This is a genomic window from Paraburkholderia sp. CNPSo 3274, from assembly GCF_024206475.1.
Lineage (GTDB): Bacteria > Pseudomonadota > Gammaproteobacteria > Burkholderiales > Burkholderiaceae > Paraburkholderia.
Genome location: NZ_JAMBPR010000002.1, coordinates 184,278 through 199,335, shown reverse-complemented (window position 1 = coordinate 199,335; position 15,058 = coordinate 184,278). Strand labels below are relative to the sequence as shown.

Here is a 15,058-nt window from a genome sequence, read left to right as displayed (position 1 = left end):
CCCGCCTCGACCCCCAACTCACGTCCGAGACCCGCCCATGGCCCGCATTGTTCCCGACGACTGGCAACATCTCGAAGCCACCGGTGCCGCCGCGCGCGAGCGCGAAACGCTCGCCGCGCTCGCACGCGGTTTGCCGAACGGCTACACCGTCTATCACGGCGTGCACTGGACGCGACTCTCCGAAGGCTTTTCGGTCTTCGGCGAGGCCGATTTCGTGATCGTCAGCCCGGCCGGGCGCGTGATGATCGTCGAGCAGAAAACGGGCTTTTTGCGCGAAACGCCGGGCGGGCTCGTCAAGGCGTACATGCAAACCGAGCGCAATGTGGCGATCGCGCTGGCGCGCACGGTCGAAGGGCTGCACCGGCGCTTTACGGCGTCTTTCGGCGCGGGCACCTACGTGCTCGAAGAGCTGTTCTACTGCCCCGACCACGTGGTGCGCGAACCGGCCATCGCGGGCGTGAACCCAGCGCGCATCGTCGATGCCACGCGCAAGACGCAGCTCGCCGCCATCGTGCTCGAAGCCATGCCCGCCGACGAGCCGCGCCTGCCGTGCGCCGCCAAGATCCATCACTTTCTCGCCGACGAACTTTCGCTCACGCCCGACACCAGCGCGCTGCTCGGCGCGGCGGGCACGCTCGTCACGCGGCTCGCGGGCGGCCTCGCCACGTGGGCGCGGCGGCTCGAATTCGCCCCGTTCCGGCTGCGCGTGATCGGCACGGCGGGCTCGGGCAAGACGCAACTGGCCGTGCAGGTCATGAAGGACGCGGTGGCGCGCGGCGCGCGCACGCTCTACGTGTGTTTCAACCGGCCGCTCGCGGATCACATCGCGCAGCTCGCGCCGCCCGAGGCGAAGGTGGCGACCTATCACCAGCTGTGCGACTGGGTCGCGCGTGATGGCGGCCACGTGCCCGACTTCGAGAGCCCCGGCGCGTTCGACGACCTCGTGCGGCGCTTTGGCGAGATGCCGATTGCCGAACGCTGGCAGTTCGATGTGCTGATCGTCGACGAAGGCCAGGATTTCCAGCAGCCGTGGGTCGGCGCGCTCGGGCGTCTGTTGCGGCCGGACGCTGCATGGTGGTGGCTCGAAGATCCGCTGCAGAACCTGTATGTGCGCGAGCCGCTCGCGCTGGCGGGCTGGACCGTGCTGCGCGAGAACACGAACTACCGCAGCCCGCGCGACATCCTCGCGTTCCTGCGCGTCGTGGCCGGAGCGACCGTGCCCGCCATCGCGCAGCTCGCGGCGGGGAGTCCGTTCGACGGCTCCGATGTGACGGTGGCGAGCTGGGACGAGCATGAAGCCGAACCCGGCGCAGAGCCCGGGGTGGTTCTGTCGACGAAACGCGCGATTACGCTGGCGCTTTCGCTCGGCTTTCGCAAGCAGGACATCGTCGTGCTTTCCTATCGCGGCCGCGAGCATTCGCTGTTCACGGCGCTCGATCAGCTCGGTCCGCACCGGCTGCGCAGTTTCACGGGCCAATATGACCTGTTCGGCAATCCGCAGTACCGCGAGGGCGACGTGCTGCTCGATTCGATCTACCGCTTCAAGGGACAGTCCGCGCCGTGCGTGATCCTGACCGAGGTGGACTTCGAGTCATTCGACGAGCGTGCCGCGCGCAAGCTCTTTGTCGGGGCGACGCGCGCGGCCATGAAGCTCATCGTGGTGGCGTCGCCGCGCGCCGCGCGGTTCATCGAGGGCCAGCGCGGCGGCGTCTGAGCGCTTTCTCGCTCAGCTCCAGGCCGAGGCGCCGATCAGCGTGCCCGTGCGCGCCTGGGCGTTCCACCAGATCACGCGCAGGAGCGGCGCGCTCTGGGCGATCAGGATGGCTTGCACCGGATCGCTCTCGATGAAGTGCGTGACGCCGCTGCGGATGGCCGCCGCGGCCTTGTGCGCAGCCACGGCCGCGGCCGTGTCGTCGTGCTCGTCCGGCGTACGCATGATCAGTTCGAGGTGCGCGAAGCCGTGGCGCTCGAGCCAGGCGAGCGTGCGCTCGCGGTCGATCTCCGGACGCCCCGTGATGATCGCGCGCGTGCGTTTCATGTCGATGCCCGGCAGGCGCTCGAACGGCACCAGCTCATCGCGCTCGGCGAGCGCGGCGACCAGGTCTTCGTCGTAGCGCGCAACCGGGATGTCGGGGAGCAGGACGCCGTCGAGATCGATGGCGTAGACGGCGTACTCGTGGTCGTCGGCCATGCGCGTGCCTTCGCCTTCGCCGTCGCGGATCCAGTCGGCGCGATAGCGGTCGGTGTAGGCCTGGCGCTCCCACGGAAAGAGCGCGAAATAGCCGCTTGCGTCGATCGAATAATCGGGGCGCAAACGGCTGAGGTCGTCGTAGGCGCCGGTGAGCGTGCGCACGACGAGCCCGTGCTCGCTCAGAAACGCGATGCAGTCCACGAGCGTATGGCCGCGCCCCGCGATGTCTTCGCAGATCAGCACTTTCGAGCCCGGTTCGGGCAGCGGCAACGTGGAGTCCCAGCGCACTTCGCGCGTGACGCGGTCATAGCGCAGGAACGCGACACCCGCACCCGTTGCGTGCGAAACCATCAGCGCGAGCGGCGCGCCGCCGCGCAAAATGCCGATCACGAGGTCGAATTCCTCCGCGATCAGCGCCGGTTGCAGCGACTCGACCCAGTGATCGAGCTGTTCGTAGGTGAGCGGAACGACAGGTTTATCCATGGGTTGAAATGGGTGACGAAGCGCGGGATCGGCAAATGCGCAACACGCGTTTCCGATAGCGGTGTACGAGAAAAAGACGGCTATTGTCAGTGCAATGTTTGACGATATTATGCCTATGCTCACCAGCGCCTGCTGGCATGGCGGGTGAAGTAGCGGGAAAGCGAGGGAAAAGCAGCAGGAAAAAGCGGCGCATTGCCGCAAAAAGCGGCGCATTGCCGCACAAAGCGGCGCAGCGCCGCACAAAGACACACGACAACGACGCGAATCATCGCGCGAAAGGGCTCGGGCAAGATGTGGCATTGGATGGGATGGCCAGGCTGGCGGCGCTGGGCCGCCGTGGCGGGGTTCGCGCTCGCGGGCGCGGCGCCGCTTTTTGCACACTCTGCGCAGGCGGCGGGTTCTGCGGGTTCGCTCTCGCTCGACGTCGATGGCGAGGTGCGCGTGACCAACAACGCGGCCCACACGGCATATCACTTCAGCGAGGCGCAGTTGCTCGCGCTGCCCGCGCATTCGATCACGACGGCCACGACCTGGACGCCGCGCTCGACCTTTGCGGGCCCGCTGCTTTCGGACGTGCTCAAGGCCGTGGGCGCCTACGGCAGCCAGATCGAGATCCACACGCTCGACGACTACACCTGCGTCGTGCCCGTGGCCGACGCCGCACGCTATGGCGTGGTGCTCGCCTATGAGATGAACGGCCAGCGCCTGAAGGTGAGCAATTTCGGCCCGTTGTTCCTGATCTATCCACGCGACGAGCATCCGCTCGAGCTCGACGGCGCGGCCGGCGACTCGAAGTTCGCGTGGCAGATCAAGTCGATGACGATCAAGCGGTGAGTAGCGGGTGATACAACGTCCCTTGCGACGCCTGCTGCAGGCGATCATCTGGATGGCGGCGCTCGCGCCGCCTGTGGTGGCGGTCGGCTATCTGCTCTATGCGAACCTGCTCAATCCGCAGGTCGTCCAGCGCATCACGGGCAATTACGACGGCCTGTATTGGGACGCCGCGCAGCTCCAGATCGCCTACGCGCGTTTCGAGAGCCAGTTGCTGATGTTCGCGGACGGCATCGACCGCGATCTCGACAAGGTGCGGCTGCGCTACGAGGTGCTGCAGTCGAAGCTCAACGTGATGAAGGGCTCGACGCTCTCGCTCGACGCAACGCCGGGCCTGAAGCGGCGCCAGGACGCCGATCTCGCCATTCTGGCCGCGACGATCTCGCCATTCGAAGCCGAAATCGCCACGCTCGAGGACAACCCCGAACGCGCGGTGCCGATGCTCATGGCGCTCGACCTGCACTGGACCCAGGTGACCGACCTGGCGCTGAACCGGCGTTTCGCCGATGTGACCGAGCGCGAGGCGATCCGGCACGACTTCATCGCCAAGCGCCGCGAACTGTTCGCGTCCGGGCTCGTGCTGCTCGTGCTTTCGGCGGCGGCCGGCGTATTGCTCGTGATGAACGGCTACCGGCGCACGCGCCTGTTGCACCAGCAGCGCGCTGCGCTCGAAGCGGAGCACCAGGCGAGCCGCGCCGCGCGCGAGGCGAGCATGGCGAAGGACGCCTTCCTCGGCATGATCAGCCACGAACTGCGCACGCCGCTGCACGCGATCGTCTCGTCGATCGAACTGCTCGGCTTCAATTCGCATTCGGAAGCCGACCGCAAGGTGATCCAGCGCCTCGAAACCGCCGCGCGCCAGCTCGAAGCGCAGATGAAGGACCTCACCGACTACGCGCGTCTCGGCGCGGGCAAGCTTGAATTGCGGCAGGAAGAGTTCGAGCCGCGCGAACTGCTGCAGTCGATCGTCGACGAGAACGAGCAGGCGGCGCACGCACGCGGGCTCGTGTTCGAGCATGCGTGGGTGGGACCGCAGCGGCGCGTGGTGGCGGACCCGCATCGTATTCGCCAGATCGCCGGCAACCTCGTCACGAACGCGATCCGCTACACGGAACGCGGCAAGGTGCGGCTCGAATTCTGGCTGCAGGCGCCCGCGCGGGTCGCGCGGCTATCGCAGGATGAGGAAGGTGTGCCGAGGCCCGCTGGCGGCGACACGCTCGTGATCGTCGTCGGCGACACGGGGCCTGGCGTGGCGTCCGACCAGATTCCGCTCATCTTCAAGGAGTTCACGCAGCTCGACACGTCGCGCTCGCGGCGCTACGAGGGCGCGGGGATGGGGCTCGCGATTGTGCGGGGCCTCGTCGAATTGTTCGGCGGCACGATCGAGACGCAAAGCCGCGTGGGCAAAGGCACGACCTTCACCGTGCGCATTCCCGTCACGCCGGTCGAGCCGCTGGCGCCCGCAGCTGTGGCCGAAGCGGCGCAGCCCGCGCGGGCGCTGCCGCAGGTGCTCGTCGTCGACGACAACCCGCTCGTGCGCGATTCGCTATGCGAGATGGTCGCGCATATGGGCTACCGCGCGCTCGCGGCCGGCGACGCCGATAGCGCGCTCGCGCTGCTCGCGAACGAGGCGTGCGACGTGGTGCTGCTCGACCTGCACATGCCGGGCCGCGACGGCTACGACTTCGTGGCGGGGCTCGAAACCGCGCAGGACGTGCTCGCGCAGCCGCGCGTGATTGCGGTGAGCGCCGACGTGGCGGGGCTGGCGGCGCTTCCGGACAATGCGGGCAAAACCCCGGGGGGCGAGGGCGCGCCGTTCTTCGACCGGCTCACGAAGCCGGTGCATTACGAAGTGCTGCGCGCAGCGTTGCAGCGCGCGCTGAGCGCGCCGCGCGCGGCGGCCTGAAAGGCGTGGGAGCGGGCTGAGCGGGCAAAACGCGGCGTTAGCCGCGGTTGAGCCGCTTCGAAAGATCGGCGACGAGAATCGCCATGCGCGCCGGCTTTTCGTAGCAGGCCACGTTGTAGTGGCGCACGACCTGGCTGATCTCCGACTCGCTGGCCTTGCCGGTCAGCAGTTCTCCGGTGAGCACGAAGATGGGCGCATCGGGGTTCTCGGCGGCGCGCACGCTGCGGATCGCCTCGGCGGCGGTCTGGCTGCCGAACAGCCAGTCGATCACCACGCCGTCGAACACGTTGTTTTCGAGCGCTTCGTTGAATGCCGCGAGGCCATAGAGCGCGAGCGCCGTGTAGCCGCTGTGCTCGAGGTAGTCGCGCAGGTTGTCGGCGGAGGACCGGTCGTCGTCCACGACGGCGATGAGCGGTTTGTCGGACTCGGCGCGGCGCGGGTAGATCTCGATCTTGTGGACTTCGCGCGCGTTCTGGTAGAGCGCGCCGTCCGGGCGCACCACGCGCCATTGGCCCTGCTTTTCGTATGCGACGAAGTCGGGGCGGCTGCCCGCCTCGACCGGTGCGCCGATCCACGCGGTGCATGGCAGCTCGGCGGCGCTTACGCAGAGCGTCGCCTCCTGAGCGCTCGCCCCGACCATGCCGGGGTCGAGCAACTGCGCGCCGAACAACTGGCCCGCGGGCTCGCCGAACGCTTCGGCCACTTTCTTGATCTGCGCGAGCGTCCACGGGCTGTTGCCGCGCAGCTTGCGGTGCCCCTGTGAAAAGCTCAGGTCAAGAATCCGGCACAGCTCGGTCGTTTGCTGACGCTTGCCGATGCCGTGACGGCTCATCAGCTCGCGTACGCGCTCCGCGACCGAGGCCGAGTCGGTTGTGTATGCAACGTTCGACATACTGCTCAAAGGAGGGATTCGTGGATTCAGTTTCTGATTGATCATGCCGTGGCGCCGTGAGGCCGGTATGACCGGACCTCGCGCGGCCTGCACACGGGGGCACGATATTCTAAACGCATAAAATGCCAAACGACGGCGCTATTTTAGCTAAATGTAATGAGGCGCCGAATAACGAGAATGTAAGCGTATATTCGGCTCCGTTTACACGGGGCTTGCGATATTCGCGGCATTGCGGGGTCGACGCGCGGCTGCGAAGATGCACGATTTTGAACGCCGTGCGCTCGCGCGCGGAAGATCAACCTTACTACAGCGAGGGGTATCGTTTGGACGACGTGCGCAACGGCGGGACATGGCGGCATGAAGGCGTGCCGTATTACAGCCAGTGGGGCAGTGCCGACTGGGTGGCGCCCATCGTCGAGCGCGGCGCCGACCCGTGCGAGGACCCGCACTGGCGCGCGAGCGGCTTCACCGAGGCCGACGCCTATCGCTTCTGGGCCAAGCGCCTGTGCGGCCTGACCTGTCTCGAATCGGCGCTCGACTATTGGGGCGTCGCGCATGCGCCGCGTGCGCAGATGCTCGAAGAGGCGTTGCGGCACGGCGTGTATCGCGTACGTGAAGATGGCGGCGTGGACGGGTTGATCTACCGCCCGTTCGCCGGATGGGTGGAAGCCGCGTTCGGCGTGCGCGTGGAGGTGATGACCGACGAGGGCATCGCGGCGAGCGCCGCGCGCATCGATGCCGAAACGCTCGCCATCGTCTCCGTGAGCCCCGAGATCCGCTACCCCGAGCGGACGAATCCCGGCCAGGGCGGCCACCTGATCCTCCTGCACGGACGTGGCGATGGCGGCGTCTGGTTTCACAATCCATCAGGTATCGCGCCGTATCAGGCCGATGCCTGGCTGCCTTATGAGGCGGTTGCGCGGTTTCATGCCCGGCGGGGGATGGCGCTCACCAAGCCGCGCTTTTAGCGCGCGGAACGCTGTGTTCTTGGCGCTTTGCGCGTTTTCTTGTGTTCGCGTCGGTATGCAGGTGCCGCCCCGCACAGGGGCAACCCAGGCAGACCGCCGCGAACACAAGGAAAGGCCAAAACCCGGAAGCCGCTACAAAAACCTCAAACGCTCAGACCGCCACCGCCTGCAGGCCGCCCAACAACTGCCGCACCCGCGAGAGATCGCGATTGACCGCGCCCGCGTCCTCGAACAGCTCCGCGAGCCAGTCGACGAACACACGCACGCGCGGCGACACCTGGCGCGACTTCACGAACGCCACCGACACCGGCGTGGGCAGCGGCTTCCACTGCGGCAGCACCTCGCGCAGCGCGCCGCTGTCCAGGTACGGCTGCGCCGCAAGCAGCGGCGGCTGGATCAGGCCATAGCCCCGCAGGCCGCACGTGAGGTAGGCGAACTCGTCGGAGACATGCACAAACCCGTCCACCTTCACCTTGGTCGGACTGCCATCCACCTCAAAGTCGAACTCGAACGGGCGGCCCGTGTGCGGCGAGAGGAAGTTGACGACCGGATGCTGCGCGAGATCGTCGAGCGTGTGCGGCGCGCCGTGCCGCTCGAGGTACGCGGGGCTCGCGCAGGTCACGTGCTCCAGCACGCCAAGGCGCCGCGCCGCGAGTCCCGAGTCGGGCAGCTCGCCGAGCTGGATGCTGCAATCCACGCCTTCGCCAACGAGATCGACGTTGCGCAGACTTACGCCGATCACGAGCTCGATCTGCGGATAGCGCGCGTGGAAGTCGTCGAGCGCGGGCAGCACGATCGCGTTGGCGATGAGGCCCGGCATCTCCACGCGCAAGCGGCCGCCGATCGCGCCGGGCGACTGGCGCACGCTCGCTTCGGCATCGTCGATGTCGGCGAGGATCTGCGAGGCGCGCTCGTAGTACGCGGCGCCTTCGGGCGTGAGCGAAAGGCGCCGCGTGGTGCGCACGAGCAATTGCGTGCCGAGCAGCGACTCGAGGCTTTGCATCAGCGTAGTGGCGCTGGCGCGCGGCATATCGAGTGACTGCGCGGCTTTGGTGAAACTATGGGTGTCGACGATGCGCACGAACGTGCGCATCGCCTGGATGCGGTCGATCACGGGCGAGCTCCTGACAATGGGCTTGAGGCTTGAACGAAATCCGCGCTGCTGCAGAAAAAGGGTGGGCCGCGTAGCGACGAATGCGCTTCGCGGTGCCGGCGTCTCGCGGAAAGCGACGCTCAGCGGTTAAACAGCGATGACGACTGGATGGCGGCGCATGTGACGCCGGCTCGCCTACGGGAGGCCAAAAAAGAAGGCCTCGAAGGGGAAGGGCTGGCGGGCCATCCCGAATGGATGGCCCGGCGGGGCAGGGTGTTACGTCTGAATGCGCGGCGTTTGCTGCCTGCGCTGCGTGCGCGTTACTTGCGCAGCGAATCGAGGTCGATCACGAAGCGGTACTTCACATCGCTCTTGAGCATGCGCTCATAGGCGTTGTTGATGTCCTGCATCTTGATCATTTCGATATCGGACGTAATGCCATGCTTGCCGCAGAAGTCCAGCATGTCCTGGGTTTCTGCAATGCCGCCGATCAGCGAGCCCGCGAGTCGGCGGCGCTTCATGATCAGGTTGAACACTTGCGGCGACGGGTGATCGTGCTCGGGCGCGCCCACCAGCGTCATCGTGCCGTCACGGCGCAGCAGCTCGATGAACGGGTTGAGGTCGTGCTGCGCGGCCACGGTGTTCACGATCAGGTCGAAGCTGTTGGCATGCGCCTTCATCTGCTCCGGGTCTTTCGAGATCACCACTTCGTCCGCGCCAAGGCGCTTGCCGTCTTCGATCTTCGACGGCGACGTGGTGAACAGCACCACATGCGCGCCCATGGCATGCGCGAGCTTCACGCCCATGTGGCCGAGGCCGCCGAGACCCACGATGCCGACCTTCTTGCCGGGGCCCGCGCCCCACGTGCGCAGCGGCGAATACGTGGTGATGCCCGCGCACAGGAGCGGCGCGGCCGCGGCGGCATCGAGGTTCTCGGGCACGCGCAGCACGAAGGCTTCGTCCACCACGAGCTGCGTGGAGTAGCCGCCGTAGGTGATGTCGCCGCTCACGCGGTCGGCGCCGTTATAGGTGCCGACCCAGCCGTTCTCGCAATACTGTTCGAGGCCTTCGGCGCAGCTCGGGCAGGTGCGGCACGAGTCGACGAGACAGCCCACGCCAACGAGTTCGCCCACCTTGTACTTCGTGACGCCCTTACCGACTTCGGCCACGCGGCCGACGATCTCGTGGCCCGGCACGACCGGGTAAATCGTGTTGCGCCATTCGTCGCGCGCCTGGTGCAGGTCGGAGTGGCACACGCCGCAGAACAGCACGTCGATACGGACGTCGAGTTCGCGCAGGTCGCGGCGCTGGAATTCGAACGGGGCGAGCGGCGAGGCGGCGTCGCGGGCGGCGTATCCGTAAGTTGGGTACATGGGTTGGCTCCTATGGTGCATGGGTGTTGCGGCAGGGTTCCCATCGTAAGCATCGGGACCCACCCAGGGAATACCTGAAGCTATCGAAGACTTGCCTGATTCTCCTGGCGCGCAGCACATCCGCAGGTTCGGTGATAGATTGGCAAGCCTGTTTCTCTGCCTGACTTCATCTTTTGGGGCACAACCGATATGGGCTACGTCAAAACCCTCGCGGCGGCGGCCATCGCGCCGGCGGCCGCTACGCAGGCGCGCACGGTCGACCTGCTCATGCAACTCACGCAGCGCGACGGCGTGCACGCCACGCCGGTCGAAGGCGTGCGGCTTTACCGCGGCAGCGAAAGCCATCCGCGCCAGCCGGTCATGTACGAACCGAGCATTTTCATCGTCTGCCAGGGGCGCAAGCGCGGCTTTCTCGGGGACCAGGTGTTCATCTACGACGCCCAGCAATATCTGGTCCTCTCGGTGCCGATGCCGTTCGAGTGCGAGACCGAAGCGAGCCCCGAGAAGCCGATTCTCGCCATCTCGATCCGCGTCGATCTCACGACCGTCGCCGAACTGCTCATGGCGCTCGACGACCCGCGCCGCGCCGTGTCCGAACCCTCGGGCATCTACGCCACGCCGCTCGACGCCACGCTCTCGAACGCCGTGCTGCGCTTGCTCGAAGCGCTCGCGCAACCGTACGAGGCGCGCATTCTCGGCCCTTCGATCGTGCGCGAAATCTGCTACCGCGTGCTCATGGGCGAGCAGGGCGACGCGATTCGCGCGGCGCTCACGCATCAGCACCACTTCGGGCGTATCGCGAAGGCGCTGCGGCGCATTCACACCGACTACCGCGGCGACCTCGACGTCGAAACACTCGCCTCCGAAGCGGGCATGAGCCTTGCCGTTTTTCATGCGCACTTCAAGGCCGTCACCTCGACTTCACCCATGCAGTATGTGAAGACCACGCGCTTGCATCATGCGCGCCTCCTGATCACGCACGACGGCCTGACCGTGAGCGCGGCCGCCACGCGCGTGGGCTATGAAAGCGCGTCGCAGTTCAGTCGCGAATTCAAGCGCCTGTTCGGCATGAGCCCGGCCGACCAGATGCGCCGGGCGCGCGACGCCGCAGCCGCCGCGGCCGCGCCGCGCGTAGAGGTGTTGCCGCCGCGCTATGTGACGGCCGTGTGAAGCCTGCGCGCCGGCGCTGCGGCATTCGATTCGCATATCGAAACAATGACGAAAGGGTGACACGACGATGAAGCCATGTCTGCTGGTCCTGATACTGCTTGCCGATGAAGACCTCGCCGGGTATGGCGAACATTTCGATGTGATCTACGCGCCCGATGCCGATGCGCGCGCCAAAGCGGTCGCAGAACGCGGCAAGGACGTGCGTGTCGTGCTCACCAACGCAAGCCGCGCGAAGGCGCTCGGGCGCGCTACTTCGAGAGCGTGATGGCGCTCGCGCAATGGAGCGACTTTCTCGTGATCGCGACGCCGGGTGGCGCGCAAACGAAGCATCTGATCGACCGCGATGTGATCGATGCGCTGGGACCGCAGGGTTTTCTCGTCAATGTTCCGCGCGGCAGCGTGGTCGATACGGCCGCGCTTGCGCTCGCGCCGCCACTTCGCCGAAAACGCGGCGCGGCACTTCGCGGGCGAGGCGCTGCTCACGCCGCTTTGAAGGCGGGCGTTGGGGGCGTTTAGCGGCCCCATGCACCGCCTTGCGTCTGCCTCCGCGCGCGGACGCTGGCGGCGCATGACGTATCATTCCTTCCGTGCGAGCCAGAATCGCTGTTCGAGCGGCCGCTCACGACCACAACGGCCCTGAACCTGGCGCGACACCCTGCCCGTTTCGCACATCCGGGCCGTGACGCCAGGGCGGCGATATCGAAGGCTCAAAAATGAAAACGCTGATTGGCGCGCTGCACGAGCACGCAGCCCACGTGGTGACCCGCTTCTACGAGGAGCTGGGCCGCTTGCCCAAATCCCGCCGCATCCTCGAAATGCTTTCGGGTGCAGAACTCGCACACCTCAAGGCGCGCCAGATCCAGAATCTCCTTGCCCTCGCCGGTCTCGGCCTGACGGCGCGCGAGCACGAGGACATGGCGCAGCGCATTGGCCGCATTCATGCCATTGTCGGTCTCGACAAGGAAGAACTCGTGCGCAGCCGCGGCATTCTTCAGGAGCTGATTTACGCGGACGTTGGCCGCATCGTGAGCACGCAGCAGCTCTCGCTCTACGCGCGCCGCCTGACCACCGACCTCGCGTGGCAACTTAAGGCGTATCAGGCCGTACAGGATTCGCAGCAGGAGACGCTGTTGCGCATCACGCGTCTTGTGTGGGAAGCGGGCAGCTACACGAATTTCATCGACCAGGTGATCGCCGCGCTGGCGGCGCACGACGAAGTGAGCGCCTGCACCATCGGCCGTCCCGACGAAGCGGGCATTTTCCACTTCGAGGCCGGCGCGGGCGGCAAGACGGAAGGCGGCATGCTCAACGTGCTCGCCGGGCACGATCAGGAAATCAGCGTGCGCGCCGATCATCCGCAAGGGCAGGGGGCCATTGGGCGCGCGTGGCGCAGCGGCAAGCCCGAGCGCGTGGTCAACTATCAGACCGATCCGCTCGTCGCGTCGTGGCGCGATCTCGCGGCGCACGAAGGCGTGCGCTCTTCGGTGGCGATTCCGCTGGCCGCGCCCGGGCAGCCGCCGCTCGCCGTGCTGAGTTTGTATAGCGCGTTTCCGGGTGGCTTCGTCGGGCCCGATCAGGTGGCTTTCGTCGATCTGCTGCAAACGCTGCTGGGCTGCGCCGCGATGCGTATCGCCGCCAACGACGGCCTGAGCGCCGCGGTGCCGGTGAGCGTGCGCCAGCATTGGGCGGCGCTCGTGCGCACCGGCGCCCTGGAAATGCACTATCAGCCGCTGCTCAGCCTCACGACGGGCAAGGCGACCAAGGTCGAAGCGCTGGCGCGCCTGCGTGATGGCGAGCGCCTGCTCGTGCCCGACGTGTTTCTCTCGGCGCTCTCCTCCGACGATCTGCTTGCGCTCTTCGCACGCGGCATCGACCAGGCGCTCGCCGACCGCGAACGCTGGTACGCCAGGGGCCGCGACCTCGATGTCTCGATCAACTTGCCGCCGGCGGCGCTCAACGACATCCGCTATTTCGAAGCCACCCGCACCGCGCTGGCCGCGCACCGTTGCCCGGCTGCGCGGCTCACGCTGGAAGTTCTGGAAAACGAAGCACTTTCACTGAGACAGGGGCAGCGCGCCATTCTCGCGAAGTTTCGTGAGCTGGGCGTGCTGCTCGCGCAGGACGATCTCGGTGCCGGGCACAGCGGCCTTACCCGACTGCGTGAATTGCCGTTCGACTGGATCAAGCTCGACCGCGAGATGGTGAAGGTGAGCGGCGGCGAGGCGCTCGATACGCTGCGCGTGATTTACCAGTTGACGCGCCTCGGCCATTCGCTAGGCAAGCTCGTGCTTGCCGAAGGCGTCGATACGCTCGACCTGCTTCGCGCGCTCGCCATTCTCGCCGTGGACGGCGCGCAGGGCTATGTCATCGCGAGGCCAATGGAAGGCACACGCCTCATCGAATGGCTCGACACGACGCCGGCCTTCGCCGCGACCGCGAACATCGAAGGCGACGCCGGAAGGGAAAGCCTGCTTGCGCGGCTCGCCCGCTTCGTGATCTGGGAAGAACGCATGCTCATGATCGCGGCCGTGCCCGAAGCGGCGCAAGACCTCTTGCGAGCCTTGACGCACGAAGAAGGCGAGGGCGGCAGCGCGCCGCTCGCACAGTCGCTGGCGGGCTTCGGCGGTATTCTGCCCGCGGGCGCGCAGCGCGATGCGTTGCATCGGGAGGTGGTCGGCGCGCTGCTGACTGAAGGCCCGAACAGCGAAGCTTGGCGCATTGCGCTGCACGGGCTGATTGAGGCCATTGCGGCCGCCGTGTAGGAGCGGGCGTTAATCCTGCAACGCGAGCGCCACATCGCTTTGCGTGGCCGATGACCGCTTGCGCTGCAGCACCGCGATACACACGAGTGAAATGGCCGCAAGCGCGCTGTAGAACAGCGCCAGCGGCCACCATTGACCCGGATAGTCATACGCGAGCAGCGTGCCGACGAGCGGCGTGAGGCCGCCCGCGAGTGCCGCGCAACATTGGTAGGAGATCGAAATAGCCGAGTACCGCACGCGCACCGGGAACGCATTCGTCATGAAGCCCGCCATCACCGCATACGAGCTGCACATGCACATCACCGCAATCGCAATGCCAACCACGATGGCGACAGGCCGACCGGTGGAGACGAGCACGAACATCGGGTAAGGCGAAATCATGGCCAGCGCGGCGGCCAGTACGAGAAAGCGCCCGGCGCCCACGCGCTGCGCAAACCAGCCGGAAAAGAGCTGCGTAAAGAGCTGAATGAACGCGACGACGAACAGGCAGTCGAGAATCAGGGCGCGGTCGAGCCCGAGCGTTTGTGTCGTGTAGTTGAGCATGAAAGTGTTGACGAACCACGCGCCCGCCACGCCGATCACGTTCGCGCCGAGGCACAGCAGCACGGCGCGCCACGAATCGCGCAGCACCTCGACGATCGGCATCGCAGCGGTACGGCGCTGCGTCTTGAGCGCCTCGAATTCCGGCGACTCGCCCACGCCCGAGCGGATCAGCAGGCCCACCACGAGCAGCACCGCGCTTGCGATGAACGGCAAACGCCAGCCCCAGGAAAAGAGCACGTCTCGGTCGAGATGCGCGACGCTGCGAAACGCCAATAGCGCCAGAATCAACCCCGCAGGGCTGCCGAACTGCGCAAATGAGGCGAGAAACGTGCGCTTTTCCCTGGGTGCATGCTCGCCCGCCATGAGCACCGCGCCGCCCCATTCGCCGCCAATCGCAATACCCTGCGCCACGCGCAGCAGCACGAGCAGCGCCGGGGCGAGCGCGCCGGCGCTCGCATAGGTCGGCAGGAAGCCGATGCCCACGGTGCCGACGCCCATGATCGACAGCGTCGCGACGAGCGCCTTCTTGCGGCCGATACGGTCGCCCAGGTGCCCGAACACGAGCGCGCCGAAGGGACGCGCGAAAAAGCCCACGGCGAAGGTGCCGAACGAGGCGAGCGTGCTGTAGGACGGCTCGTGGGAGGGGAAAAACAGCTTGCCGAAGATGAGCGCCGAAGCGGTGGCGTAGATATAAAAGTCGTACCACGCGATGGTGGTGCCGACGAAGGCGGCGAGCGCAGCGCGGGCGGGCTGGCGCGCAGTGGTGTTGCCGGGGCGGGTCATGCATGTCTCCTTGATCGGGGTGAGCCGGCTTGAGCCGGTCTGTATTCCGTTGGGGCTGGATGG

General features: G+C 66.7%; 12 protein-coding genes and 1 pseudogene. 8 read left to right on the top strand and 5 right to left on the bottom strand.

What is annotated here, in order from left to right; all coding sequences use genetic code 11:
- Positions 1-37: 37 nt before the first annotated feature.
- Positions 38-1,714 (top strand): ATP-dependent helicase, encoded by a 1,677-nt coding sequence (locus M3I54_RS01990; protein WP_254332595.1) that lies wholly within the window; start codon positions 38-40, stop codon positions 1,712-1,714.
- 12 nt (positions 1,715-1,726) lie between these two features.
- Here M3I54_RS01990 and M3I54_RS01985 read toward each other — a convergent pair whose 3' ends face one another.
- Positions 1,727-2,674 (bottom strand): phosphoribosyltransferase, encoded by a 948-nt coding sequence (locus tag M3I54_RS01985; protein WP_254332593.1) that lies wholly within the window; start codon positions 2,672-2,674, stop codon positions 1,727-1,729.
- Between the two features lie 303 nt (positions 2,675-2,977).
- Here M3I54_RS01985 and M3I54_RS01980 point away from each other — a divergent pair, with 303 nt between their 5' ends.
- Positions 2,978-3,508: a molybdopterin-dependent oxidoreductase gene (locus tag M3I54_RS01980; protein ID WP_254332591.1), complete on the top strand. Its 531-nt coding sequence runs from the start codon at positions 2,978-2,980 to the stop codon at positions 3,506-3,508.
- 52 nt (positions 3,509-3,560) lie between these two features.
- The gene (locus M3I54_RS01975; protein ID WP_254332695.1) at positions 3,561-5,411 is read left to right on the top strand and encodes an ATP-binding protein; all 1,851 of its coding nucleotides are present in this window, start codon (positions 3,561-3,563) and stop codon (positions 5,409-5,411) included.
- A 37-nt stretch (positions 5,412-5,448) separates the two neighbouring features.
- On the opposite strand, the gene M3I54_RS01970 is transcribed toward M3I54_RS01975, so the two are convergent.
- The gene (locus M3I54_RS01970; RefSeq protein WP_254332589.1) at positions 5,449-6,303 is read right to left on the bottom strand and encodes a helix-turn-helix domain-containing protein; all 855 of its coding nucleotides are present in this window, start codon (positions 6,301-6,303) and stop codon (positions 5,449-5,451) included.
- A 323-nt stretch (positions 6,304-6,626) separates the two neighbouring features.
- On the opposite strand from M3I54_RS01970, the gene M3I54_RS01965 reads away from it, so the two are divergent.
- Entirely contained in the window at positions 6,627-7,271 is a 645-nt protein-coding gene (locus tag M3I54_RS01965; RefSeq protein ID WP_254332587.1) for a C39 family peptidase, read from the top strand.
- A gap of 151 nt (positions 7,272-7,422) precedes the next feature.
- On the opposite strand, the gene M3I54_RS01960 is transcribed toward M3I54_RS01965, so the two are convergent.
- Positions 7,423-8,385, bottom strand: a complete 963-nt coding sequence (locus tag M3I54_RS01960) for a LysR family transcriptional regulator (RefSeq protein WP_254332584.1) — start codon at positions 8,383-8,385, stop codon at positions 7,423-7,425.
- A gap of 299 nt (positions 8,386-8,684) precedes the next feature.
- Positions 8,685-9,737 carry an NAD(P)-dependent alcohol dehydrogenase gene (locus M3I54_RS01955; RefSeq protein WP_254332582.1) on the bottom strand — a complete coding sequence of 351 codons (1,053 nt, stop codon included), beginning with the start codon at positions 9,735-9,737 and terminating at the stop codon, positions 8,685-8,687.
- A 189-nt stretch (positions 9,738-9,926) separates the two neighbouring features.
- Between M3I54_RS01955 and M3I54_RS01950 the strand changes: the two genes are divergently transcribed.
- The 4 genes and pseudogenes from M3I54_RS01950 (at position 9,927) to M3I54_RS01935 (ending at position 13,669) form a co-directional block, all read left to right on the top strand.
- Positions 9,927-10,907 carry an AraC family transcriptional regulator gene (locus M3I54_RS01950; protein WP_254332580.1) on the top strand — a complete coding sequence of 327 codons (981 nt, stop codon included), beginning with the start codon at positions 9,927-9,929 and terminating at the stop codon, positions 10,905-10,907.
- A gap of 67 nt (positions 10,908-10,974) precedes the next feature.
- On the top strand, positions 10,975-11,172 hold the full coding sequence (locus M3I54_RS01945) for a hypothetical protein (RefSeq protein WP_254332578.1): 198 nt from the start codon (positions 10,975-10,977) through the stop codon (positions 11,170-11,172).
- Positions 11,121-11,369: pseudogene (locus M3I54_RS01940) on the top strand (NAD(P)-dependent oxidoreductase); the annotation flags it as partial. The gene M3I54_RS01945 and the pseudogene M3I54_RS01940, both read left to right, overlap by 52 nt.
- 251 nt (positions 11,370-11,620) lie before the next feature.
- Positions 11,621-13,669 carry an EAL domain-containing protein gene (locus M3I54_RS01935; protein ID WP_254332577.1) on the top strand — a complete coding sequence of 683 codons (2,049 nt, stop codon included), beginning with the start codon at positions 11,621-11,623 and terminating at the stop codon, positions 13,667-13,669.
- 9 nt (positions 13,670-13,678) lie between these two features.
- Here the strand turns inward: M3I54_RS01935 and M3I54_RS01930 are convergent, their stop codons facing one another.
- Positions 13,679-14,995: an MFS transporter gene (locus M3I54_RS01930; protein WP_254332575.1), complete on the bottom strand. Its 1,317-nt coding sequence runs from the start codon at positions 14,993-14,995 to the stop codon at positions 13,679-13,681.
- Between the last annotated feature and the right edge of the window lie 63 nt (positions 14,996-15,058).